Raw genomic sequence first — 23,362 nt, forward strand, 5'->3', positions numbered from 1 at the left:
AGGCACGGATCGGCCCTCCTACTGCCCAGCGTGCGTCCGGCGCCACCACAAGATCGCCATGGTGAGCAGTGCCGCGTCGCGAAGCCGGCGGGCGGCACCTGCCGCCAGCGTCACTGCGGCAGCCTCACCCCGCTGCGGGGCGACGTTCACGCCCGTCCGGTGTTCGGCGAGATCACGGATGATCCCCCGTAGCTGCTGGGGCGTCCGCACGCTGTCCTCGATGCCCTCCAAGAGGGCATGGACGGCCTGCGGGCCTGACACATACCTCATGGCGTGGCCTTCGACGATGGAGAGCAGTTCCTCCCCGAACACGTCGAGGAGGGACAGCTCGGGGCTCAGGTACCGGATGGAACCCTCGATGTTGGCGAAGGACTTGCCGAGAACGGCGATCATCGGGCTGGTCTTGATCCCGCGCTTCGTCGAGTGCTCAAGGACCGACGTCAGCGTGAGACCGAAGTCGAGGTCTTCCAGGGAAGCATCCGCGACCTTCGGGACGAGAGCCACCATGTCCGCCCGGAAGCCGCTGACCTGCGCCCACGGTGTGGCATCCCCGAGCTCGATCCACGCCTGGGCGAGAGCGGCACCGTCGTTCTGTGCGACGCTGAGGAGAACCCGCAGGATATGGGTGCCCAGGGAGCGGTCTATTCGTCCGACCATGCCCCAGTCGATCAGATGGGCGGGCGACCCCGGCTGGACGAAGATGTTCCCCGGGTGGGGATCGGCGTGGAACCAGCCGTCGAGGAAGTAGCCGCGGTACATGAAGGCGAGCAGGTCACGGCCGATGTGCAGCCGCTCCTGAAGGGGGAACGACGCCGGGTCCGCCTCTCGGATGGAACAGCCCGGGGCCAGCGTCTGGACCAGCACCCGGGGGGTGGCCCGCAGGACCTCCGGTACCGCGATGTGCTTGAAGCCGGCCGCGGCCTTGCGGGCGGTCTTCATGTTCCGCGCCTCCACGACGAAGTCCAGCTCCGGGCGCATCGCATCGAACAGAACGGCCAGCATCGCCTCGAAGTCGATCACCGCGTTCAGCCGCGGCGCACGCCGCCCGGCGAAACGAGCCAGGCTGCTCAGCAGCTTCATGTCGGCGTCCATCACCTCGCGGACACCCTGGCGCTGGATCTTCACCGCCGCCGGAGTCCCATCCGCCAAAACCGCCCGGTAGACCTGCGCAAGGGAGGCCGTACCGATCGGATGATCCGTGTCGATGTCACGGAACCCCGCAGGCCAGTCCGCCCCCAGCTCTCCGGCCAACACCGGCTCGAACTCCGCGAACGGGCTGGGCGCCACATGGTCGTGCAGCTTCTGGAACTCCTCGACCATGGCCGCGGACACCATGTCCGGCCTGGTCGACAGCATCTGCCCCACCTTGATGTACAGCGGCCCCAGATCCTCCAGCGCCCGCCGCACCGCCCGCGCCCGTACGACTGCCGCATCGCCGCCTCCACGGCGGCCGCCTGCGGTGCGCTCGGCCTCCTCAGCAGCCAAGCGCCCCACCGTTTTGATGATCTTCCCAGCCCGACGACGGTTGGTACCTATGAGTAACTCCCAAGGACGTGAGGAGAACCTCTCGGCCCTTGAGAGTGACAGCACCGCCAGGGTGGTGCGCAGTAGGCACCAAGCCGGCGTGCGAACGACGACACGCCCGTGCGCGGCGCCCCCCAGCCCCCTGCCGCGCTCTTGACGTGACACGGAGATCTCACGCCATGAGATCCCTGCCAGTGCCCAGGAGGAGATCCACCCGCCTCGGCACGTACCTGGCGGAGTTGACACGGCGCCGAATTCAGCCTCGGCGCACCTGGGCCGCCGGGCTCCCACGACACGCCCTGCGAAGCGGGGCCGCGGAGGTCCAGGCGCTGAGCCGCGCAGTCGCGGTCTGCCAGAACCTGGCTCAGCGGGGGCGGAGACTTTGGCAAGGACCAGGCCCACGACACCCTGGCAGTGTCAGGCCTGCCGGCTGCAGCCCGGAGGCATCGAAGTGGTGTCCGCCGTGGTTGCCCTCTTCGACGGCGGCCACCTGGCCTTCGAGGGCCTTCTCCCGGATGTAGTTGCGCTCGATGTGCCCGGCGACGGCGAGGACGGCGAAGAACATGGCGCCCATGCCGCCCGGGTCGTAGATGCCGGTGAGCGGGCTGGTGAGGAGTTCGAGCTGGATGCCGCCGGCTTGGAGCTCGGCGGCCAGCGTCATCAGCTCGGCCGCGTTGCGCGCGAGGCGCTTGAGCTCGTGGACAAGAAGACCGGACGACACCGCAGCCGGCAAGAAGACAGCGAGACTGGCGTACCGCGCCCACGGTTCGTGGACGCGGTACGCCAGTGTGGAGGCCAGATGCCTGCGGGGAAGCGTTCCCAGACGCGGTGCGCGCCCAGCAGCTGGGCGACCTGCTCCAGAGTGCTGCTGCCGGTTTCGCTGTGCACGACACCGGGGGCGTCGGCGGGGATCCCAGCGGGCGACAGGATGGTGTCGGCGCCCGCCCACAGCCCGATCGCCTTTCCGTGGCGGAAGGCTTCGGCCAGGAGCAGGACGAGCCTTGGGTCGGCGGCGGACGGGGCTGCGTCTGCGGCCTGGGCGTCGCGTGCGCCGTAGGCGTCGGCACCCCGCCCGGGAACGCCGGCCACGAGGAGCGCGTCGAACTCGATGGAGCGGGCGGTGGCGAAGGTCCGCTGGACGGTGATCGACTCGCCGCCGGCAGCGATCGTGCCGCCGGCGGGGGCGACGACGAGGGGAACCATCCCCGCGTCCAGGACCGCCTGGCGTACGGACCTGATGCCGTCCAGATCGGTGGCGGAGTCGGTCACGATGCCGATGACGCGCCCGTCCGAGGGCCAGGTCCCGCCGAGCTGGGAGAGCGCGAGGCTGGGCTCGGGGTCGAGGAGCCGGCTGGGGGCGGCCGGGGCGGGCAGGCTGAGTCCGGCGGCGACCCGGTCGCTGAGCTGCGGGTCGATGTTGGCCAGGATCGCCAGCGCCCTTTCCTTGATCGCCTGTTCGTAGCACTTGCCGAGCTCGAAGGTGTAGGCGGCGATGATGTGCTCGCGCTCCGGCGGGGTCATGCTGAGCCAGAACAGGCGCGGCTGGCGGAAGTGGTCGTCGAAGGAGGCCAGGGCCTCGCGGACCTTGCGGCTTTCCGCGACGTGGGCGGGTACCTCGATGAACGCTCCGGCGTCCGCCCCGGCGAGGAAGGGGCAGCCGCCGTCGAGGCTGTTGGGCCGGTAGGGGGCGACGCCGCGGTGCACGGCGGTCTGGTGCATGCCGTCCCGGAGCATGTCGTTGACCGGGGCGTGGGTGCGGTTGATGGGGAGCTGCCCGAAGTTGGGGCCGCCGAGACGGGTGAGCTGGGTGTCGAGGTAGGAGAAGAGCCGGCCCTGGAGGAGCGGGTCGTCGGTGACGTCGATGCCGGGCACGAGGTGGCCGACGTGGAAGGCGACCTGCTCGGTCTCTGCGAAGTAGTTCGACGGGTTGGCGTTCAGCGTCAGCAACCCGATCGGCTGCACCGGCGCGAGTTCCTCGGGAACGAGCTTCGTCGGGTCGAGGAGGTCGATGCCCGCGAAGGTCTGCTCCGGGGTGTCGGGGAACGTCTGGATGCCCAGTTCCCACTGCGGGAAGGCGCCGGCCTCGATGGCGTCGGCGAGGTCGCGCCGGTGGAAGTCGGGGTCGACCCCTGCAGCGATCTGCGCCTCTTCCCAGACCAGGGAGTGCACGCCGAGCTTGGGCTTCCAGTGGAACTTCACGAGCGTGCCGTCGCCCTCGGCGTTGACCAGGCGGAAGGTGTGGACGCCGAAGCCCTCCATCGTCCGGTAGGAGCGGGGGATGCCGCGGTCGGACATGTTCCACAGGGTGTGGTGGGTGGCCTCGGTGTGCAGGGACACGAAGTCCCAGAACGTGTCGTGCGCGCTCTGCGCCTGCGGGATCTCGCGGTCGGGGTGCGGCTTGCCGGCGTGGATGACGTCGGGGAACTTGATCGCGTCCTGGATGAAGAAGACCGGGATGTTGTTGCCCACCAGGTCGAAGACGCCCTCGTCCGTGTAGAACTTCGTCGCGAAGCCCCGGGTGTCGCGGACAGTGTCCGCGGATCCGCGTGAGCCGAGCACCGTGGAGAACCGGACGAACACGGGCGTCTCGGCGTCCTTGGCCAGGAACGCCGCCTTGGTGACGCCGGTCGCCGTGCCGTACCCCTGGAAGACGCCGTGTGCGGCCGCCCCGCGGGCGTGGACCACGCGCTCCGGGATCCGCTCGTGATCGAAGTGCATGATCTTCTCGCGCAGGTGATGGCCCTCGGGGAGGATCCGACCGGGTTTTGGCGGTAGAACCGCGATCTTGATACCGGTTCGGTGACTGGGGCTGTATCGCCTGGTCAGCAGCCCTACGTTCCGGTTCATGCCAGTTGATTTCCTCTCTGATGACCAGGTCTCGCGCTTCGGCCGGTTCGCCGCCGATCCCACTCCGGGCGAGCTGGAGCAGTTCTTCCGCCTCGATGGCCGGGCCCGTGAACTCGTGGCGGGCAAGCGCCGGGACGCGACGAAGCTGGGGTGGGCGGTCCAGTGGGGCACCGTGCGGATGCTCGGCACGTTCCTCCTGGACGACCCGGTCGCGGTGCCGGCCTCGACGGTGGCGTTCGTCGCCGAGCAGTTACACCTGGACCCGGCCTGCCTGGACGACTACACGGCGCGGCCGAAGACGGCGTACGAGCACACCTGGGAGATCCGGGACGCCTACGGCTACCGGGAGTTCTCGGCGGCCGAGGCGGAGGTGCGTGGCTTCTTGGCGGCGCGGGTGTGGGCGTCGTTGGAGGGGCCGCGGGCGTTGTTCGACCGGGCGGTGGTGTGGCTGGTGGACAATCGGGTGCTGCTGCCGGGGATCACGACGCTGACCCGGCTGGTGGCGGAGGTCCGCGCGACGGAGAACGCGGCGCTGTACCGGACGCTCGACGAAGCGGTGCCCGACGAGCTGCGGCAGTCGATGCGGGATCTGCTGAAAGTCCCGGAGGGCAAGCGGGTCTCGGAGCTGGAGCGGCTGCGCACCGTCCCGATGCGGGTGTCGGGGTCGGCGATGACGGCCGCGCTGGAGCGGGCGAAAGACGTCCGGGGCCTGGGCGCACATCTGGTGCCCACGTCGGTGGTGCCGGGGGCGCGGATGGCCCGGTACGGGATGGGCTCGAAGGCGCCGACCTTGCGGGAGCTGGAGGAGAGCCGGAAGACGGCGACGCTGCTGGCGACGGTGCGGCATCTGGAGTCGGCGAGCGTGGATGACGCCCTGGACCTCCTCGACGTCCTGATGGCCTCCCGCCTGCTGGCGCGGGCGGACAGGGTTGGCAAGGAGGAGAAGCTGAAGGCGTTGCCGAAGCTGAAGCGGGCGGCCGGGCGGGTCGCGAAGGCCGTCGGGGTGCTGCTGGAGACCGCCCCGGCCACCGAGGACGGGGAGCTGGTGTCGGTGGTGGACGCGTGGGCGGCGATCGAGAAGGCCGTCCCGCGCGAGAAGCTCGCCGAGGCCCTCGCGATCATCGCCGAGGTCGTCCCCGACGAGGAGGGCGACGAGGACGAGGAGTGGCGTGCCGCGCTCGCCACCCGCTACGGCACGGTCCGCGGCTTCATCCGGCTCCTGGTCGACGTCGTCGACTTCGGCGCGGTCGAAGCCGGCGCCCCCGTCGTGAAGGCGCTCAAGCAGTTGCCGCACCTGATCCACCGCAAGAAGCTCCCCGCCACCGAGGTCGAGCGGGAGCTGGTGACCGGTTCCTGGCGGCGCTTGGTCTTCGCGGCCCCCGGCGCCGAGCCGGGCCTGGCGGACAAGGCGGCGTACTCGTTCTGCGTGCTGGAACACCTCCACCGGGCCCTGCGCCGGCGCGATGTGTACGCGCGCGGCGGGGACCGGTGGGGCGACCCGCGGGCCAAGCTGCTGGCCGGGGACCGGTGGGAGAGCGCGCAGCCGACCGTGCTGACCGCGCTCGGGCTGGAGGCGGAGCCCGCCGCCCACCTTGCCGAACTTGCCGGAGCGCTGCACGGCGCCTACCACCAGGTGGTGGCCGGGCTCCCGACGAACAGCGCGGTGTCGTTCAAGGACGGCAAGCTGGTCCTGGACCGGCTGGGGCCGGCGGCTGAGCCGAAGCTGATGCCCGCGTTCCGCCAGCTCGCCAACGGCATGCTGCCCAAGGTCGACTTCCCCGAGCTGCTCCTGGAGGTCGCCGACCTGACGGGTATGACCTCGGCGTTCACGCACATCTCCGGCGCCGACCCTTCGATGGAGGAGTTCGAGCTGAGCGTGTGCGCGCTGCTGTTGTCGGAGGCGTGCAACGTGGGGCTGACGCCGGTGGTGAAGCCGAACGTGCCCGCCCTGACCCGTGGCCGCCTGGTCCAGGTCGACCAGGGCTACCTACGGGCCGAGACGATCTCGGCGGCGAACGGGATGCTCATCGAGGCCCAGCGCGGCATCGACGTGGTGCGGGCGTGGGGCGGCGGGCTGATCGCCTCGGCCGACGGGGTCCGCTTCACCGTCCCCGTGCAGTCCCTCCACGCCGGATACAGCCCTAAATAGTTCGGTTTGCGGCATAAGGGGGCAACGTGGCTGAACGTGGTCAACGACCAGGTCATGGGGTTGGGCGGGGTCGTGGTCCCGGGCACGTTGCGGGACTCCCTGTTCATCCTCGACGCCTTGCACAACCGGGACGGCGGCCCGAAGCCGCAGACCGTGATCACGGATACCGCCTCGTACTCGGACATCGTGTTCGGGCTGTTCGCGATCTGCGGCTACCAGTTCTCCCCGCGGATCGCCGACGGACCTTGACCCCGGATTTTGGACACCGGAGAGACTTGGATCTTGATGGTCCAGGAGAACGGAGTCCCCGTGGGGATGAAGCACTACCCCGCCGAGTTCAAGGCGGACGCGGTCGCGCTGTACCGGTCGAGGCCGGGAGCGACGATCAAGTCGGTCGCCGCTGATCTCGGGGTGAACACCGAGACGCTGCGGAACTGGATCCGGGCCGCCGACGGCCGCCGACCTGGCGCCCACTCCGCACCGCCGGCCACTTCGCAGGCCGTCGACGACGGCGTCCAGGCGGAGCTGGCCGCCGCCCGCAAGAGGATCCGCGAGCTCGAGGAAGAACGGGATATTCTCCGCAAGGCGGCCCGGTAACGACGGAGACGCGCTGGTGAACCGCTACCAGTTCGGCCGCGTCCCCGAGCTGCCACTGAACGCGGCTCATCGTCTCGACCCAGTCCCGCCCCAGCTTGACCAGCTCGTCGTAGCGCTGCCGGGTCACACTGCCGACCATCCCGGTCATCCGGACACCCCCACGAGCCCCGGGTGCGACACCCGCATGTGCCGTCAACTCGCCCTGGAAGCCCTTCACTTCGCACCATCCGACCGCCTCGACCGGCAGCCAAGGGCGTACGGACCCGGCGCCCGAAGCAGCTCCGTGTCCATCGAACGCGCAGGCTCACACCCCACGCGGCCGCGCGCGCCGCGAATGCCAGGCCCGTTTGCGGCAGGTGGGAGAGCAGTACACCGCCGAGACCGCGCGGTCGACCCCGACCGTCCACGACACCCCGCACTGCGGGCACCAGGCGCTCACGCCGGCCTTCACCGTCTCGGTCCGAGCCCTCGCCCGCCGCATCCGCCGCCAGTGCCTCGAACGGCACGCGGTCTCACAGAACACCGCCGTCACCTTCGCCTTCGGCATCAACGGCTTCCCGCACCCGCGGCACCGCCGCGGCCCGCCGTCGTCCTTCGCGACGGCGACCAGCCGGAGCCGGACAATCTTTCCCATGCCGCCACCGTACGCTGGGTCTTTTAAGGCAGAAGGACGAACATGACACTGCCCAAGAAGGGCTCACGCCGCATCGTCGTCAACGGCGTCGCCTACAGATGGAGAGTGCGACGACGGCCGACCTACGACCAAGGAATGTCCTGGTCACCCCTGACCTATGCGGTTGAACAAGCGGATGCTCCGGGTACCACGCTCATGGTCCGCACCGATCGCCCCCATCCTGGCAACTGGATGAGCGAACTGACCTTTCCCGTTCTGCCCTCCAGCGTCGCTGCCGCCGTTCAAGCCGCCCGCGAGAAGGGCTGGACTCCTGAAGCTCCCGGATCGCCCTTCCTGCTGGACGAGACCGAAACGACAAGTCCCTGAGCTGCATGGAAACCTAATTCAATTTGTCATGTAAGGACCCAACACAGCTTCTTAGGGGCATGGGGGTGCCGGTATTCATTGCAAGGCTGGACAAGTGCCTTGGTGGCTCAGCATGAACAGAGCTCCGCCGAAGGCGCCTCGCCCACCGCCTACCCCCTGGCCCCCGCAGCGGCGTGGCCTGATTCGACTCCGAGCGGTTGCACGGACGGTGAGGCGCAGCAGCGTCTGCCCCGCATCCCGTCCGCGACGGACCACCGCCGCTCTCAGGCGTACGTCGCTGCGGGTACATCGCTCTCGTGTCCGGACAGCCGGTAGACGATCAGGTACGTCTTCTCGCGGCCGCGCGCGTCCTCGATGACGCTGTACCCCTGGTCGGCGAGGTATCGGGTGAGACGGTCCAGACCCGCACGGTGGTGCGCCTGGTCCGCGGCCGTGTACGTACCGACGGGGCCTTTCATCTTCGCCCGGCCCACTGCGTAGTGGACCCGGACGCACAGCTCGGCACCGTCGAGCTACTCGTCACCGTCCCGCCTCACCGACTCCTCCCAGCAGAAGTCGGGGCCCGATGCTCAGAGGGCGCGGCCGGGTTCGTGGCTGAACCCGCCGGCCCGCAGCATCGGCATGATCATCCATGCACTCCACCCATGGCTCGACGGGTCCGGCACGTACGGACCAGGGCGCTCGGCGGGCGGCTTCGAGCAGGTGGGGCACAGGTGGCCGTAGCCGCTGGGGTGGTCGGTCCAGCCGGCCGCCTCCACCTCGCTCTTGGCGTGCTCGGCCGAGCGGATGGTGAGCTCGACAGCCGTGGGACACCGGCGGCAGGCCACCTTGGCGATGAGATCCATGCCGCTATTGTGTCTGCGGCCGGAGCGCCTCACCGGAGGATCGGGAAGACCCGTGATGCCCGGGCAGCGTCATCGGAAGGCGTGTGTCCACGTCCCCGGGCTCGGGCGCGTGGACATTGAACGAGGGCTCGGGCGTGCGCAGTCCCCAGTGATCTGGAGGCGTCGGGTCTCCTATGTCACGGCTTCGAGGCTGCGCCGGATCACGTGGTCTGCGACGTTCAGGGCTTCAGCGAGGTCGTCTCGCAGGTTGGCCGGTAGCGTTCCGCGGCCGAGGGCGCAGGCCTGTACGAGGTCTCGGCAGTGCTGGGCCTGCTGCGGTGTGGCGAGTTCGGTGAACTGGGGGTGGGAGAGGACTTCACGTGCGGCGTAGCCGTCGTTGGCTGCTGTGGTGCGTCGGAAGAGGTCTTCGGTGATGCGGTGTGCTGCGGGTGTAGGGGTGCCGATGGTGTCCAGGACGGTGAGGCCGAGGCGGATGTCGAAGACCGTCGTGCCGTGGCCGGCCTGGTGGGTGAGGTAGGTGTGCTCCAGCTCGGAGAGGTGATGGGCGACGGGCCGGTGCGCGGCCTGGCGGCACAGGACGGTGAGGGCGCCGGTGACGGCCTGTTCCCACGGCTCTCCGGGTTCTGTCTGCATGAGGAGGGCGGCGGTGCCGTCGGGCGTCCCGGCGGCGAGGGTGGCCAGGATGGCTATCTGCCGGCCGTCGAACATGCGCTTTCCCACGCCGTGGTGCTCCTCGACGTGGGCGAGGGCTTCGGTCCAGCGTCCGGCTGTGGTGAGGGTGCGGGCGCCGTCGGCGAGGATGACGCGCCACAGCCATCTGCGGACCTCCTCGCGGGATCCGGGGGTGGCGACGAGACCGGCCGGGATCGTGATGTTCTCGAACCGGGCTTCGGTGTCCTGCCTGACGGTGTGGTAGAGCCGCAGGAGACGTTCGCGGCCGTCGTCGCCGTTGCCCGCGCGGATCTGGAGGCGGGCGAGGTTGACGACGGGTTCCAGTGCACGGATCGCGGTCATCGAGGGCAGAGGGCAGGCGTGGAGGTAGGCGGCGGCGTGCCGGTGGCACACGGTGCGCGCGAGCTCGGGGAGGCCGGTGTCGGAGGCGATGAGCGCGGCCTGGTTGAAGACGGCGGACGCCGTCCCTTGGGCGCCGGTGCTGTGCGCGGTGTCGGCCAGTGCGACGAGGGCCTGCACGCGTTCGGGCAGGGGCAGGCAGGCCGGGCGGAAGCGGGCGACGAGGGGGAAGCGCCGGGCTGTCGGGCCGTGCGGGTCCATGGGCACTCCCGGGGATGGTGGGCGTGAACCGGGGCGGTGCCCGCCGGCCCGGGGCCGGAGGGCACCGCTGTTGTGCCTGTTGGAGGTCACTGCCAGTCGATGACGATGCGGTTGAGCGGGGTGTCGACTGCGAACCGGCCGGGCCGTTCCTCGATGACGGGGGCGTCGGGGGCCTGGATCTCGAAGGTGGCTTCGCGGCCGCGGTACTCGCGGTCCCAGGTCTGCACGGCTTCGGCGACCTGGGCGGCGAGGGCGTCGCTGCCGGGGCCGTGGCCGATGACGCCGAACTCCCAGAGCTTGCCTCCCTCGGGGGTCTTCTCGTCCGACAGGCGCCGGGCGAGGTAGGTGACGGCGCCCTTGTCGACGGCGGCGGTCGAGGACGGGTAGGGGTCTTCGGTGAGGTGGGTGCCCTTCGCGGTCTGCGGGAACAGCATCCGGACGAGTCCGGACGGCAGGGTGCAGGAGACGAAGAGCTCCATCCACTCCGGTGACTCCATGGCGCGCACGGTGACGCCCGTCCAGTGTTCGACGCGCGGCTGCTCCAGGACCCCGGCGAGGGCGTCGGCGTCGATGTGCTGGCCGGCGGGGGCCTGGAGCCGTACGGTGCCGTCCGTGCTGAGCGCGATCACGCGTCGGTCGTCGTCGGCGATGCCACGCCGCAGCGGCATGAAGGTGTTCATCTGGCTGCCGAGGGAGACCCACCTGCCGTCGTGCTGCTCGTAGGCGATGGAGCGCGAGACGCTGCCCTTGAGACGCTGGGGGACGACGAGGCGGCCGCCGGGGGCGAGTTGGTGGAGCCAGGCGTGGGGGATGCCGTGGGCGCCGACGGTGGCGATGATCCGGTCGTACGGAGCGCCTTCGGCGTGGCCGAGGGCCCCGTCGCGGGTGATCGTCTCCACGTTGGTGATCCCGGCGGCCGCCAGGTGGGTGCGGGCGCCGTCCACGAGGTCCTCGTCGACGTCGATGGTGGTGACGTGTCCGCTCTGGCCGACCAGGTGGGCGATCAGACCGGCGTTGTAGCCGGTGCCGGCGCCCAGTTCCAGCACCTTGTCGCCGGGTTGGGCGCTGAGCTGGTCGAGCATGAGCGCGACGACGCCCGGCTGGGAGGCGCAGGAGATCGCGGTCTTGCCGTCGGTGTCGTACTTGATGTTCACCGGCGCGTCCGCGTACGCGTCGTGGAGGGAGGCGCCGGGCACGAAGACGTGCCGGGGCACCGTCCGCAGGACGGCTTCGACCTCGGGGGTTGTGGCGTGGCCGTTCACGCGGATCTGGTCGACCAGGCGGTTGCGGAGACGTGCGGCTTCGGACGTCGTGTCGGTGTTCACCGCGCTGACGCTATCGGCGTTGGACGCGGCCCCCGTGGGCAACGCGTTGTTGTCACTCGATCCCATGACTACCTCTCGGGCGATGGTGGAGATGGTGTGCTGGTCGCCGAGGGGGAGACCGGCACGGTTGGCGTGGAAGATGACGTGGTGGGCGAGGACGGCGCGCAGTCCGCGGGTCAGCTCGCCCCGGTGCGCGAGCCGCGCCAGGGCCTTCCCGAGGACCTCGAAGGCGGTCACCCAGCCGTGGTGGCCGTCCAGGACAGCCCCGGGTTCGGTGAGCGCCCGGGTGTCGACGGTCATCAGGCGCCGCATGGCCCGGCTGTACCGGGGGGCGGCCGGGGCGGCCGCCGCGGTGGTGGGGTCGGTGCGCAGGTCGGCGACCTTGGCCCAGACGTCGCCCTGTTCGTACCAGTCGAGTCCGGCGGCGCGCATCATCGTGCTGCACAGCACCACGGTGCTCTCGCGTCGGCCCATGTGCCGGGCGGCGGGGCCGGGCGTGTAGGCGAGGAGGTGTCTGCTGTCCTGGTGGAACAGTGCGTGGGCGGCGTCCATGGCCGTGGGGCCGCCGAAGGTGAACGTCTCGGGTTCGTAGGTGGCGGGGAACCAGTGGTCGATCTTCCCGGCGGCCACCAGGGCGTGGAGCGGGGTGGTGACGGCGGGCGGGACCGGTGACGGGCTGAGGATGCGCAGCGGCCAGGGCTGCTTGTTCATGTACCACCAGGCGTGGACGTGGCCGGCGTCTTCGGCTGCGGCGAGGGCGGGTCCGATGGTGTCTTGGATCGCCTGCCGGCCGGTAGCGCGGTCGGCGAAGGTGATGTTGAGCTGCTGCCAGTCCATCCGGATCCTTTCCGGCAGTGGGGTGGGCGGTTCAGGCGGTGGGAGGCAGTTCCCATCGGGGCCCGCGCACGTCGGCGGAGGGCAGCATCCGGAGGTGACCGTGGGCGGCCATGGCGCCCAGGGCAAAGTAGAGGATCATGCCGTCCTTGTGTTCATCGAGGCCCAGCTCCAGGCAGATCTCGATCCAGGTTGGTCGGTAGCCGGCGCTGTTCTTCGCGAAGTGCGCGTGAAGGGTGGGGATGAGGTCCAGCGCTTGGTCGCGTGCGCCGCCTGGGATCAGTGTCTGTGCGATCTCGGGCGGCAGGGGGAGGGAGTGGCGGCCTGCGGCGTCCCGGCGGGCGTCGATGTGGTCGATGCGGCCCAGGGTGTTCGGGATGCCGTACGCGTAGTGGGTGGCGGGCCCTTCCACGAGGTGGCCGGCATCGACCAGAGCGTTGAGGCACATGACGAGTTCCACCGTCCGGCGATCGGGGATGGAACAGGACTCCCCGATCTGTCGGACGGAGATCCACTGGTGGCTGTGTTCCTTCAGGAACCGTAGGACGGGTTCCGCGTAGGCCCTGGACCGGTTCCAGTCGGCCGGTTGGGCGATTCGGGGGGCGAGGGTGCGGACCATGATCGCGGCCTCGTTGACCGGGTTCTCTCCGTGCCAGCGGTCGGCCATGAGGTCGAACAGCGCCATGGGGGAAGGGCTCCTTCGTGCGGTGGTCTGAGTGGGATGGGTCCGCTGTCAGGCGGTGAGCAGGCAGGTGTCCCAGCGGGAGGCGGTGCGGCCGGTGCCGGCGGCGAGTACGGCCAGGGCGACACCGGCCGCGCCGTCGAGGAGGCCCGCTCCGCTGCCGTCCGCTGTCCGCAGGAGGGCGTCGGCCGCCTCCTCTTGCCCTCGGGGGTCGGGTGGGGCCACGGCTTCCAGAAGGTGGGGGATGAGGCTGTCGAGCCGGGCGCGGGTCTCGGCGTGGGCGTCGGCGGCCACGCGTGCGGCGAGGTGGGCCAGGCCCGCGTAGCCGTGGCACAGGGAGATGTCGGTTGTGGCGGCAAGACGGGCGGGGTCGGTGAGGGCGGTGGCGAGGGCGTGCTCGGCGCGGAGCCGGCGGGCGCCGTCTCCGCGCGCGAGGGCGGCCAGTTGCAGGGCGCGGGCCAGCCCGGCGGCCCCGTAGCACCAGGACGGCCGTACGGCCCCGGCCGGGCGGGGGCAGCGGCTGCGGTGTTCTTCGCGGGTGATCCAGTAGGGCCAGGCCGGGCCGCCGCCGGGCGGGCTGGTCCAGTGGTCCAGCCAGCGGCTGATCTCGTCGATGGCGTCGTGCTGCCGGTCGGTCCCGATGCCTTGGAGGGTGGCCAGGGCCAGCAGGCTCAGGGGGCCGGCGATGCCGTGGGCGACGCCGGCGTTGGCGTGTCCCCCGGGGAAGCGTGCGTCGGGCCTGCCGGACGGGCCGGAGAGCGTCCACCAACCGGGCAGTGTCTCGCCGTCGTGGATGATCGGGTGGGTGAGGCGGACGAGGTAGTCGAGGACGCGCCGGAGGGTCGGGCTGTCGGGGCGGCGGCGGAGCAGGTAGGCGCCGTAGCCGGTCAGGCCGCGGATCACGTCGTACTCGGTGATCTCAGGTGGCTGCTTGCGGTCGAGGCGCAGGTGCGCGGCGGCGAGGCGGGCATCGGTGTCGGCGATCATCTGCTCTTCGAGCGCCTGGAGGGCGCTGCGGTAGGAGCCGGGCCGGTGTTCGGCGGCGCAGGCCAGAGCGTGGGCGAGGGCGGGGCCGCCGTGGAAGGGGTGGCTGTCGGGGCCGACGGTCAGCGGGGCGGCGGCCGCGGCGGTGAGCCAGTCGTGCGCGGGCTGCCACGGCGCCCGGCCGGTGGCGGCGAGTTCGATGTGGAGGAGGGCGATACCGGGGATGCCGCGGGCGAGGGACTGCTGCCATCCCGGGTGGTTGCGGACGAGGGCCGGGGCTGTGGCCGGGTGGGCGAGGCGGTTGCCGACCACGTGGATGAGGCGCTCGGTCACTTCAGGCTCCCGGTGGTGCGGGCGATCCAGGCCAGCGCGGCGGCCCGCGCGAGATACGTGCACAGGGCCTCCTCGGCGAAGTCGATCCGGACGGCCCGTACGAAGTGGCAGTGCAGCAGGGAGCCGAGGACCGCGTCCGGGTCGATGCCCGCGGTGTGCGGGCCCGGCAGGTGCAGGCGGTAGGCGGCCAGCGCGAGGTCGCGGCGGGCCCAGGCGTCCGCGATGGCCGGCCCGCCCGGCTCACTGCGCAGCGCCCCCCAGCTCGGACGGGGATCGGCCAGGCGGACGGCTTCGTTGAATTCGTGCCGGGGTATCGGCGCGGGGGCGGCCGCGGGTACGTGGTCGATGAGCCAGCGCATGCCCCGGACCGTGTCGCCTTGGAAGGCGCCGGCGATGGAGATCATGTGGGCGGTGGCCAAGGCCCGCGCCCCGGGCCGGGCGGTCTGCCGGAGCTGGGTGAGCAGGGCGTGGGAGTCGGCGCGGAAGACGTCTTCGGCGGCGTCCCAGGCCGCCTGAGAGCCCCAGCGGCCCGTTTCCGGGTACGAGGTGGGGTAGCGGATCTCCCGCAGCAGTCCGGCCGTGTTCAGCTCGTCTGCCCACGTGCTCACGGTACGGGCGACGGAGCCGAACGCCTCGGGCTCGGGAAGCGCGAATCGCAGGCGCAGGTGCTGCTCCGGGTCGCGGAACCGTACGAACCACCACCGCGGCGAGCCGAGCCGGTCCAGGAGTTCCGGCACGTGCCGCGCGAGGATCGTGTCCTGCCGGCGGATGTCCCCGTACAGCGAGGCCAGGACCACCCGGGAGGCGGCGGGGCTCTGCCCGCGGCCGCGGCCGACCGTCCGGGCCGCGGTCGGGCTGGGGAGGGCCGGCCACCTGACGGGTTCGGCCGCCTTCAGCGGGATGACGACTTCGTGCGCGCGGCCGCCGCACCATCCCGCACCGCCCAGGATTTCGCCGAGCACGGCGGGCCGGCCGCGGTCCAGGTGGAGGCGCAGCAGCACCCGGTGGGCTTCGACGTCCACGTCCAGGGCGAGCCGCCGGTCCCCCTCGGCCAGGTACACATTCCGGGGGAGCCGGCGGCGGCCGCGCCAGGCGTTGAACGCGCTGTCCCATACGGCCCAGAGCGCGGTCGGGCCGGGCAGTTCGTCGCTTTCCAGCCGCCAGCAGGCCGCGGACAGGACGGTGCGCCCGTACCGCAGGCGGGGCAGGAACGGCAGCGTGCGGGCGGCGCCCCAGTCGAAGGCGGTCACCTGCGCGTACTGGGACCGGCTGATCTCGGAGAGGAACCGGGCCATGGGCGGGGCGTGGTGGCCGTGCAGGTTCAGGGCGTGCATGCCGACCGGTTCGACGCGGACCCCGAGAGCGGGAGCGGCGAGGAACATGCGGGTGCCGTCGCAGCCCACCGCCAGGTCGCCGATGCCCAGGTCCCGGTCGCCGGGCCGGTGATGCTCGCCCAGGCTGACCACGGTGGGCAGCACGCGGGGGGTGCGGGTGAGGTGGGCGTTCTCCGGCGCGAGCGGCGGGTAGGAGAGCTGCACCGCGATCGTGTCCCGGTCGCCGGTGGGCAGGTCGGCGAGCTCGGCGGTGAGCGTGGCCGCGTCGGCTGTATCCAGGATGCCGAGGAACCGGCCGGTGCCGACGCCGGCGCCCCGGGAGACGCTGACGACCTCCAGTTGGAACTGCCCGCTCTCCAGCGCGTTGGTGTCGACGGCGTGGATACGCACCCCGACCTCCAGGTGCGGGGGAAGCCGCGGCGCAGCGGGCCCGCTGTCCAGGGAGTCCAACAGGGCGTCGTCCACGACGACCTCGCCGCGACCCTCCACAGCGGCGCGCTGCGCCAGTCGTAAGAGCTCCTCGTCCCGCTCCGACAGCCGCGGCCGTTCGTCGTCCGGGGACGGGTAGCCGATGCCGCTGTCTGCGACGACGTCCGCCACCGGGACCATCGACCCGAGCCCGAACCGCTCGTAGAACGCCATGTGGTACCGCTTCCAGACGGCGGTCCCGTACGGGGCGGCACTCAGTCGGGCCAAGGCCAGCGCCGCGCGCTCCACCTCGACGGCCACCGCGCGGGGCAGCGTCAGCGAGGCGTCCAGCCGCAGATCGACCGCGAGCGGATGCCGGCGCACCGCGGTCACAGCCGTCATGCGCACGGCCGCAGCCTCCCGCGCAGCACGCGCCCGCCGGGGCGCCGTGCTGTTGCAGCGTGCGATGTCCGCCTGCACACGCCGCAGGGCGCGGACCAGACCGGCCACCGGCGCGAGTTCCTCCGCACGGACGGCCTCCAGCTCCGCCACGAGATACCCCAGCGCGTCGGTCTGCGTACTCGGAGCCCGCAGGCTGCTCAGCAGCGCACCGTGGCGGACGAGTTTGACCACCAGGCCCACGACCGTCCCCTCCTCGGCACCCGGAAACCCGGTGCAAAGCTGCGCCACGAGATTGCCCGCGACGACCGGCGCCTGCGCCGCGGCCAGGGCTGCCCGGACCGGCGCCTTGTACGGCAGGCAGGCGTCCACGCCGGCGGTGCCCGCCGCGCGCCGGTCGGGCTGGTGCGGGATGACCAGCTGCTCCCCGCGGATGAAGCCCAGGTTGTTGGCCACGACCGGCAGACGCGCCAGCAGCTCCGGACACCCCTCCAGCCGCAGGACGACATCGTCCAGCCACTGCGCGCCGGCGCGCACCACCGCGTGATGCTCCGTGCCCCACCGTGCGTGTGCGGCCTCCCCGATGCGGGCGGGCGCGACGCCGGAGAAGTGGCCGAAGGGGGTGGCGCGGGCCCGGGCCCGCAGCAGGTAGCGCACGACGGAGATCACCGCCCGCCGCACATCGCGTTCCGCGGGTTCCTCGGCGGCCAGGAGCAGGGCCACCTGTTGGGCGAGGGAGGGGCTGGCGTATCGGAGCCCCTCGGTGAAGTCCTCCGCCTCCCACACGGTGCGCAGCCAGTTGACCTGGTCGACGCGTCCTCGGGCCCCGCGATCTGCGAGCGCCGGCCACGAGGAGAGCGGAGGCACAGGATGGGCGGCGGCGCGGACAAGCGCCACGCCGCCGGAGCGGAACGCGCGGGCCGAAGCGGGCAAACTGCACCTCCGGGTACAGGGGAAGGGTTGCGGCTGGTGCCGCCGCGGAACGGTCCGCGGCGGCACCAGCCGTTGGGCAGGGAAGGGATCAGTGGACGCCGGTGGTGCAGGCGCCACAGGTGGAGCCGCAGCCGTCGTCGGTCAGGTTGATCTGGCTGGCCTCGTCAGCGACCGGCACGAGGGTGACGTCGAGCTCGAAATCGGTCGTTGCGGCGTTGGGCTGGTCCATGGTTCCTCCTGGTGGTGTTGGACAGGTGAGTGGTCAGACGACGCCGGAGGTGCACGAGTGGCCGCCGCAGGTAGCTCCGCAGCCGCCCTCGGAGGTGTCGCGCTTCGAGATGACCGGGGCTGACTCCACGAGAGTGACGTCGAGGTCGAACTCGCCGTCGGCGGGGGCCAGTCCGTTCGTCATGATGGCCATACAGGCTCCTCTGACAGGGGTGGATAGGCACTTTCTGGCCTGGCAGTGGCCGAGACGGCCTGAGCCAGGGACGTGCGCCGCCGGTCCGGAACGAGCATCGGCCGGCGGCCGGCAGGGGGCAGGGGGCAGGGGCTAGTTCGATGAGCGGGGCGTCCGGCTCCGGCGGACCGTGCCGCCGGGCGGGGCGAGCTCGCCCTCGCTGCGTATCAGGGTGCGGATGTCGTTCTGCTGTGGTGCGCACTGCACGAGGTGCCGTGGGCGGCCCGGGGCGGGGGCCTGCTGCACGGACTGCCAACCGCAGTTGCGCAGGTGCTCCGCCACGGCCGACGTCCCCACGGAGCCGCGGACCCACCGGGGCGGTGCGGGCCGCCGTGCCGCGTAGTCGCAGAGCCACGGGGTGATCAACCGGAAGAGCCGTCGATGCCGGGGGTGGGTGTGGGCGTAGGAGACGACCAGGCTCGGTTCCGCGCGCTCCGCGTCGGGCCAGCCGATCAGCGGGTCCTCCATCCGGAGCGCGAACGCGGCCACGAGGGTGTCGTAGTCGCACATTCCGACGGGCACCACGGCCGGGACGGACTCCAGGCGGACCAGGTCGACGAGGGCGGCCCCATCGCCGCTGACGGCGTGCCGACGGGCATTCTGGTGGTCGTGCCGGGCCTGGATCAGCCCATCCAGGCCTCCCGGCCAGTCCGGGGCGGTGAGCGGTCTCATCACGTACACGGGAAGCCCTTCCGGCTGCTGCTGGCGGTTGTGGTCCAGTGGGCGGCCGCCTCGCGTAGGGCGGCGAGGCCGGCGGCGGGGGTGCCCGCGGCGTCACGGGCCCGGTCCAGGAGCCGGCTGCGCCATACCGCGGCCCGTCCGGTCGCGAACGCCGGTACGACGCCTTCCTCGACCCACAGCGTGGCGTTGCGGAGCGCGATCTGGCTCAGGAGGACCGTGCCCGGGGAGAAGGCGACGAGCGGGGGCACGATCCGAACGGTGAGGTCGCCGTCGGCCGCGAGGTTCGCCCAGTGCCGGAGCTGATCCGCCAGCGCGGCCGGGTCGCCGTGCGAGCGCCGCAGGAACGGCTCTTCGAGCAGCAGGGTGGTGGGGCAGCTCGGGCGGGGCCGGGCGTGCAGCCTGATCACGCCGTTGCCCAGGTTGGCGCGTCGGCGGCCGCCGCGCTGTAGAGGGTGGGCGGGCAGATCCACCAGGCGACGACGGTGATGTCCAGGGCGAGGGCCTCGACGGCCTCGACCCGGCGCCCCGCCCTCCCGCCCGCGTCATGGATCTCGTGCTGGTCCGCCCGGCGCCCGATCCGCACGGCGTGCGTGACGGCGCGGGCATCCGCGCCGTACATCCGGAGCAGGTCGCGGAGGTCCCGTTCCTTGATGGGCGACTCGCCCCTCTCGTACAGGAACAGCGTGGACGTGCTCTTGCGGATCGAGCTGGCGGCCGCGGCCTGCGTGATGCCCTTGTCCGTGCGCAGGCGGCGCAGGTAGGCGCCCAGCAGCAGCCGGCCGGCCGGAGGGCCGTCGGCGCGCGGGGAGCGGATCAGCGGGTGGACGGTGGCGGTCACGGTAGCTCCAGCACGTGGGCCATGCGGTGGCCGGCCGCGACGTCCGCGAATGTGATCTTGATGGCGTGCTGGTCGATCTCCGCCGTCGCGTCGACTTCGGCGCCGATCAGCCACATCCGCATCACGGCAACGTCGAAGTCGCCGAACGCGCCGCGCTTGCCGTGCCACCGGAGGTGGGGCAGGGTCTCGTCCGTGGCCCGGATGACGTCGGCGGGGCTGGCCGTCCGCTGGAGAGCCGACATGAGGACTTCGTACATCTGATGGACGTCGCTCACGACTGTTCCTTTTGCAGGTCGGGATGGGAATCGGGGCCGGCCATCGGCGCGCGGGGCGTCATGTGAGCCGCGCGGTGAGGGCGTCGGCCTGGTCCTCGGTGAGTTCGATCGTGAGCCTGCTCGGGTCGTGGTCGCACCCCTGCTTCACCTCGACGTAGACGCCGGCTCCGACGACGCCGGTCAGGAGCCACCGCATCCGGTCCTCGAAGATGTCCTGGCCGTCCGTGAGGTAGAGGTTCAGGCCCTCGACGAGCCCGTCGGCTCCCAGCGCGGCCGCCAGGTTGGCCGCTTCCGGAGAGCCGGCGAGTTCCCAGATCGTCACCGTCACCTTCCCGGCGGGGCTGCCGGACAGCTGGGCCCTCACACGCCGCGGGCGGAGCGCCTTCCCGAGGCGGGTGACGCACGCCCGGGCGCTGTCGGCGCGTGCCGACAGGCAGCGGGCGATGTACTCGCCCGCGGCGATGTCCCCGAGGGTGACCTTCACGCCGCTCTTGCAGGACTCGGCCGTCGCGTTGAGGTCCGCCCCGGTCAGCCACGCCTGGACCGAGGCCGGCTCCAGCGCGCCGAACAGCACATCCGCCTCGTGCCACACGAGGTGCGGTAGGCAGGGCGGCTCCGTCCCGTCGCGCGAGACGGTGACGTGGTCGGTCCAGCGCGCGGCGGCTCCCAGCAGCAGGAGAAGTTCGTGGACGTCGGCTTCGGTCCAACTCATGGCAGGTCCTTTCACAGGTCGGGGTCGGGGCGGGCGCCGCGGAGCCGGAGAACGAGGTAGCGGGCCAGGGTGAAGCGCAGGCGGGCGGGGTCGGTGAAGTAGACGGTCTCCAGGCCGTCGGGGCCGCCGTCCGCGTAGAGGAGGCCTCTCACCCCGACGTACTCGACCTCGTGAACGCGCACGGCGAGGTAGCCGCGGCGCAGGGTCGGGCACCGGTCCAGTGCGAGCTCGGCGTGGGGGCGGCAGATCGGCGGTGACGTCGTCTCGATGTCCGCCGGCCACGTCCGCTCGACGCCGTCCCCGCGCAGCAGCCACAGCATTCCCTCACCGGGGACCTGGGCCGGGTGGCGCATGCCGTGTGCGCACAGCAGCCGGTTGACGGCGTCGCGCTGATTCTGCGGGTCGAACTCCCCGTACAGGGGGGTGCCGGTGAAGGGGCCGGCCCACTTCTCCCACAGCACGTCGACGTCGAAGTCGCGGTCGACCTGGTCCTCGCGGCGGCCGCCCCAGTACCGCACTCCTCCCTTCTCGCTGACGAGGACGAGCGGGTGGCGGGCGTACCGGTCGGAGCGCAGGGTCACGCCCGGGGCCTGGAGCTCTTTCACGATGCGGCCTCCAGGCTGGTGGGGGCCTGGACGTAGAAGCCGGGGCCGTGGGGGCCGTGGTGGTGGATCAGTGTGTCGTCGTGGGTCAGGTACCGGCAGGCCCGGGCCACCTGCGGGGCGTCCAGGCCGAACTCGTCGCCGAGAAGGCCGGTCGGCAGCGCGGAGCCCGCCGGGTAGAAGCCGGCGGCGACACGGTCACGGATCGTGCGCTGGAGGTCGGCGTCGGCGGGGTGCGGCTGCCCGGGGCCGAGGACGAGGACCCCGGCCATGGGCATGGTGGCCACGGCGCCTTCCCGTTCCAAGGCGCTCAGCGCCCTGTGTACCCAGTACGTCGGCGCGTCCAGTCGGCTGGCGAGGTCGGCCACGGTCCGCGCGCGGCCGATTTGCCCCGCGATCAGGGTTCCCGGCGTGCACCGGGTGGCGATGTGGCGCCGGACCGCGTGCGCCACATCGGCCTCCGCGGCTCGCCGGTCTTCGACGGCCCGGTCCCGGTCCGGCCGGCTGGGAGAGTATCTGGACTGCACGGCAGAGCCCTTTCGGGGTGGGTGGGTTGGAGACCGTCTCCCCGCCGCGCTCAGGTACAGCGGCGGGGAGACGGCGGTCGGGTGGGCCCGGACTTCGGCAGGCTCGAAGCGGGCCGGGATGCCCTACGCCGTGGCGAGGGGGCGGTGCGGGGCGATGATGCGGCCGTCGGGCAGCAGCGCACCGGTGTCCTCGAAGAGCAGGACCCCGTTGCACAACAGGCTCCAGGCCTGCTCTGCGTGGTGGGCCAGGGGCTGCGCGGCTTCCCAGTCGGGGGCTGTGGCGGGCGGGCATGCGGGCTGGTGCTGGCACATGAGGAACCTTGGGAAAAGGCCGGGCGCTGGGGGGCGGGGCGGCTGTGCCCGGCGAAGGGGGCGCAGAGGGGTGATGGGGGCCGTCTCCCCGCCGCGGCCACGTTCAGCGGCGGGGAGACGGCGGTCGGATGGGCCGGGTTTGACCGCGATCCCGGCGAAGGCCGCGGAGTTTTCTTCCGGGCTGCGGGCGTGCCGGCTCTCGCTGTGCCATCGACCGACCGCCGCCAGCCCCCGCCTCTGCTGGACGAAGTCGCCGAACAGGGCCGCGATCGCCTCGCGGGAGCGGGGACGGATACGCAGTCCGTGGTCGGCGTAGGCGCGCTCGACGTCCGGCATCGTGGCTCGGTGCCAGTGGTCGGTCAGGTGGGTGATCGACAGGGTGCTGCCGGCGGGCATCCACGCACGCAGGACGGCCAACGCCTGGTGCACGGCCGCGTCGTCGGTGCACCACGGGAGCACGTCGTGCAGGAGCACCGCGACCGGCGCGCCCGGGTCGAACGCAGAGCGCACCGCCTCACAGGCCAGGAGCTGCTCCATGGCGAGCAGGTCGGCGTAAACGGCGGTCTCAGACGGGCTGTCCTCCAGATAGGTTCTCGCGTGCGCGAACACCTCCGGGTCCCGGTCGACGTACACGGTCGTGTACTGCCGCCGGCGGTCCACTTCGTGCACGTTGCGCCACGTCGGCAGGCCGCACCCCAGATCGAGGAACTGCCGCACCCCCAGAGCCAGGGACGTCAGAACCGACCGGACGGCGAAGTCGTGGTTGATGATCGCCGCGCTCCTGATCCAGGGAGCGACCCGGCAGAGGGAGCGGGCGGCTTCACGGTCGCACTCGTAGTTCTGGACCATGCCCAACAGAAAGCTGTAGACGCGGGGCGGTTGAACCGCGTTCCAGTGCGGGCGGAGGTCCCGCGGGAAGAGGAGGGGGTACATGAGGGTCCTCGGGACAGCCCTTCGCCGGGCGCGGGGGGAGGTGAGGCTGCGCCCGGCGAAGGGGGCTCAGGGGGTGGGCACGGGCATGGGTGCGTAGTGGTCCAGGAAGTCGAGGGCGGCGAGCGCCATGCGCCGGAGGTGGACCCTGATGCCCAGGTAGTCGCCGGGCACGTCCACGTCGAGCAGCGCGCGGGCGCGGGTGATGAGGACGTCGACGTCCTGGGGCGGGGGTTCGTGTTCCGGAAGGGCGCCGATCAGCCGCATCAGGTGCCCGCGCATGCGGAGCGTGAGGACCGGCACGTCGTCCTCGTCCGGCACGGAGTCGGGGCCGAGAACCTCTTCGAGGTCCTCGAAGACCGCGTTGAGGACAGGCGTCGGAATCGACTTCCGCAGCTCTTCGAGAACGCGCAGCACCGTCGCCTCGCTCGCATCCCACACGGGGATGCGGACCTCACCCATCGGTCGTCCGCCCGCCCGCATCAGTACGGCGGTACATCCCGGCCAGCGTGTTCCGCGCCCGGGACGCCGGGAGCGTCGTCGGCGCGATGCTCCCGGG

At 71.7% G+C, this 23,362-nt stretch carries 22 protein-coding genes and 2 pseudogenes; 3 read left to right on the forward strand and 21 right to left on the reverse strand.

The genetic code is table 11. From position 1 onward, the window contains the following. Nucleotides 1–18: 18 nt before the first annotated feature. The 3 genes and pseudogenes from CP968_RS31850 to CP968_RS31860 all read right to left on the reverse strand — a co-directional run. Nucleotides 19–1,494 carry an ABC1 kinase family protein gene (locus tag CP968_RS31850; RefSeq protein WP_373304153.1) on the reverse strand — a complete coding sequence of 492 codons (1,476 nt, stop codon included), beginning with the start codon at nt 1,492–1,494 and terminating at the stop codon, nt 19–21. Nucleotides 1,495–1,888: 394 nt separating this feature from the next. Beyond that, nucleotides 1,889–2,245, reverse strand: coding sequence for a recombinase family protein (locus tag CP968_RS31855; RefSeq protein ID WP_208835999.1), 357 nt, complete (start codon nt 2,243–2,245; stop codon nt 1,889–1,891). Nucleotides 2,246–2,328: 83 nt separating this feature from the next. Then, a pseudogene (locus CP968_RS31860) lies at nt 2,329–4,542 on the reverse strand (catalase); the annotation flags it as partial. Between CP968_RS31860 and CP968_RS31865 the strand changes: the two are divergent. The 3 genes and pseudogenes from CP968_RS31865 to CP968_RS31880 form a co-directional block, all read left to right on the forward strand. Next, nucleotides 4,442–6,769 (forward strand): annotated as a pseudogene (locus CP968_RS31865) (Tn3 family transposase); the annotation flags it as partial. The pseudogenes CP968_RS31860 and CP968_RS31865 overlap by 101 nt on opposite strands. Before the next feature lie 66 nt (nt 6,770–6,835). Next, a complete protein-coding gene (locus CP968_RS31875; protein ID WP_167536888.1) occupies nt 6,836–7,117 on the forward strand; it encodes a transposase in 282 nt (93 codons plus the stop codon). 676 nt (nt 7,118–7,793) lie between these two features. Beyond that, on the forward strand, nt 7,794–8,117 hold the full coding sequence (locus CP968_RS31880) for a hypothetical protein (RefSeq protein WP_150521287.1): 324 nt from the start codon (nt 7,794–7,796) through the stop codon (nt 8,115–8,117). Nucleotides 8,118–8,380: 263 nt separating this feature from the next. Here CP968_RS31880 and CP968_RS35140 read toward each other — a convergent pair whose 3' ends face one another. The 18 genes from CP968_RS35140 to CP968_RS31960 all read right to left on the reverse strand — a co-directional run bounded on the left by CP968_RS35140 (nt 8,381) and on the right by CP968_RS31960 (nt 23,265). Then, nucleotides 8,381–8,575 carry a hypothetical protein gene (locus CP968_RS35140; protein ID WP_229886951.1) on the reverse strand — a complete coding sequence of 65 codons (195 nt, stop codon included), beginning with the start codon at nt 8,573–8,575 and terminating at the stop codon, nt 8,381–8,383. A 111-nt stretch (nt 8,576–8,686) separates the two neighbouring features. After that, nucleotides 8,687–8,962, reverse strand: coding sequence for a hypothetical protein (locus CP968_RS35145; protein WP_229886952.1), 276 nt, complete (start codon nt 8,960–8,962; stop codon nt 8,687–8,689). A 171-nt stretch (nt 8,963–9,133) separates the two neighbouring features. Further along, nucleotides 9,134–10,234 (reverse strand): hypothetical protein, encoded by a 1,101-nt coding sequence (locus tag CP968_RS31890; RefSeq protein WP_150521288.1) that lies wholly within the window; start codon nt 10,232–10,234, stop codon nt 9,134–9,136. An 86-nt stretch (nt 10,235–10,320) separates the two neighbouring features. Next, complete coding sequence (gene fxlM / locus CP968_RS31895; RefSeq protein WP_150521289.1) at nt 10,321–12,396, reverse strand: methyltransferase, FxLD system; 2,076 nt, start codon at nt 12,394–12,396, stop codon at nt 10,321–10,323. A gap of 31 nt (nt 12,397–12,427) precedes the next feature. Further along, complete coding sequence (locus CP968_RS31900) at nt 12,428–13,078, reverse strand: hypothetical protein (RefSeq protein ID WP_150521290.1); 651 nt, start codon at nt 13,076–13,078, stop codon at nt 12,428–12,430. Between the two features lie 48 nt (nt 13,079–13,126). Continuing rightward, a complete protein-coding gene (locus CP968_RS31905; protein WP_150521291.1) occupies nt 13,127–14,392 on the reverse strand; it encodes a lanthionine synthetase C family protein in 1,266 nt (421 codons plus the stop codon). After that, nucleotides 14,389–17,430 carry a lantibiotic dehydratase gene (locus CP968_RS31910; RefSeq protein WP_229886953.1) on the reverse strand — a complete coding sequence of 1,014 codons (3,042 nt, stop codon included), beginning with the start codon at nt 17,428–17,430 and terminating at the stop codon, nt 14,389–14,391. The genes CP968_RS31905 and CP968_RS31910 overlap by 4 nt, the downstream gene beginning before the upstream one ends. 124 nt (nt 17,431–17,554) lie before the next feature. After that, nucleotides 17,555–17,695, reverse strand: a complete 141-nt coding sequence (locus CP968_RS31915) for an FxLD family lanthipeptide (RefSeq protein WP_150521292.1) — start codon at nt 17,693–17,695, stop codon at nt 17,555–17,557. A 33-nt stretch (nt 17,696–17,728) separates the two neighbouring features. Further along, nucleotides 17,729–17,887 carry an FxLD family lanthipeptide gene (gene fxlA, locus CP968_RS31920; protein WP_150521293.1) on the reverse strand — a complete coding sequence of 53 codons (159 nt, stop codon included), beginning with the start codon at nt 17,885–17,887 and terminating at the stop codon, nt 17,729–17,731. 132 nt (nt 17,888–18,019) lie between these two features. Then, a complete protein-coding gene (locus CP968_RS31925; RefSeq protein WP_150521294.1) occupies nt 18,020–18,598 on the reverse strand; it encodes a hypothetical protein in 579 nt (192 codons plus the stop codon). Next, the gene (locus CP968_RS31930; RefSeq protein ID WP_150521295.1) at nt 18,598–19,014 is read right to left on the reverse strand and encodes a Scr1 family TA system antitoxin-like transcriptional regulator; all 417 of its coding nucleotides are present in this window, start codon (nt 19,012–19,014) and stop codon (nt 18,598–18,600) included. Before CP968_RS31930 ends, CP968_RS31925 begins: the two co-directional genes overlap by 1 nt. Beyond that, nucleotides 19,011–19,445 (reverse strand): helix-turn-helix domain-containing protein, encoded by a 435-nt coding sequence (locus tag CP968_RS34270; protein WP_167536889.1) that lies wholly within the window; start codon nt 19,443–19,445, stop codon nt 19,011–19,013. The genes CP968_RS31930 and CP968_RS34270 overlap by 4 nt, the downstream gene beginning before the upstream one ends. After that, the gene (locus tag CP968_RS34275; protein ID WP_167536890.1) at nt 19,442–19,720 is read right to left on the reverse strand and encodes a hypothetical protein; all 279 of its coding nucleotides are present in this window, start codon (nt 19,718–19,720) and stop codon (nt 19,442–19,444) included. Before CP968_RS34275 ends, CP968_RS34270 begins: the two co-directional genes overlap by 4 nt. Before the next feature lie 58 nt (nt 19,721–19,778). Next, complete coding sequence (locus CP968_RS31940) at nt 19,779–20,432, reverse strand: hypothetical protein (RefSeq protein ID WP_150521297.1); 654 nt, start codon at nt 20,430–20,432, stop codon at nt 19,779–19,781. A gap of 11 nt (nt 20,433–20,443) precedes the next feature. After that, nucleotides 20,444–21,037: a hypothetical protein gene (locus CP968_RS31945; protein ID WP_150521298.1), complete on the reverse strand. Its 594-nt coding sequence runs from the start codon at nt 21,035–21,037 to the stop codon at nt 20,444–20,446. Further along, nucleotides 21,034–21,321 (reverse strand): hypothetical protein, encoded by a 288-nt coding sequence (locus CP968_RS31950; protein WP_150521299.1) that lies wholly within the window; start codon nt 21,319–21,321, stop codon nt 21,034–21,036. Before CP968_RS31950 ends, CP968_RS31945 begins: the two co-directional genes overlap by 4 nt. Before the next feature lie 363 nt (nt 21,322–21,684). Further along, nucleotides 21,685–22,806, reverse strand: a complete 1,122-nt coding sequence (locus CP968_RS31955; RefSeq protein ID WP_150521300.1) for a DUF5999 family protein — start codon at nt 22,804–22,806, stop codon at nt 21,685–21,687. A gap of 66 nt (nt 22,807–22,872) precedes the next feature. Next, entirely contained in the window at nt 22,873–23,265 is a 393-nt protein-coding gene (locus tag CP968_RS31960; protein WP_150521301.1) for a DUF6415 family natural product biosynthesis protein, read from the reverse strand. Nucleotides 23,266–23,362: the final 97 nt, after the last annotated feature.

Origin of the sequence: Streptomyces subrutilus (genome assembly GCF_008704535.1) — a bacterium.
Taxonomy (GTDB): Bacteria; Actinomycetota; Actinomycetes; order Streptomycetales; family Streptomycetaceae; genus Streptomyces; species Streptomyces subrutilus.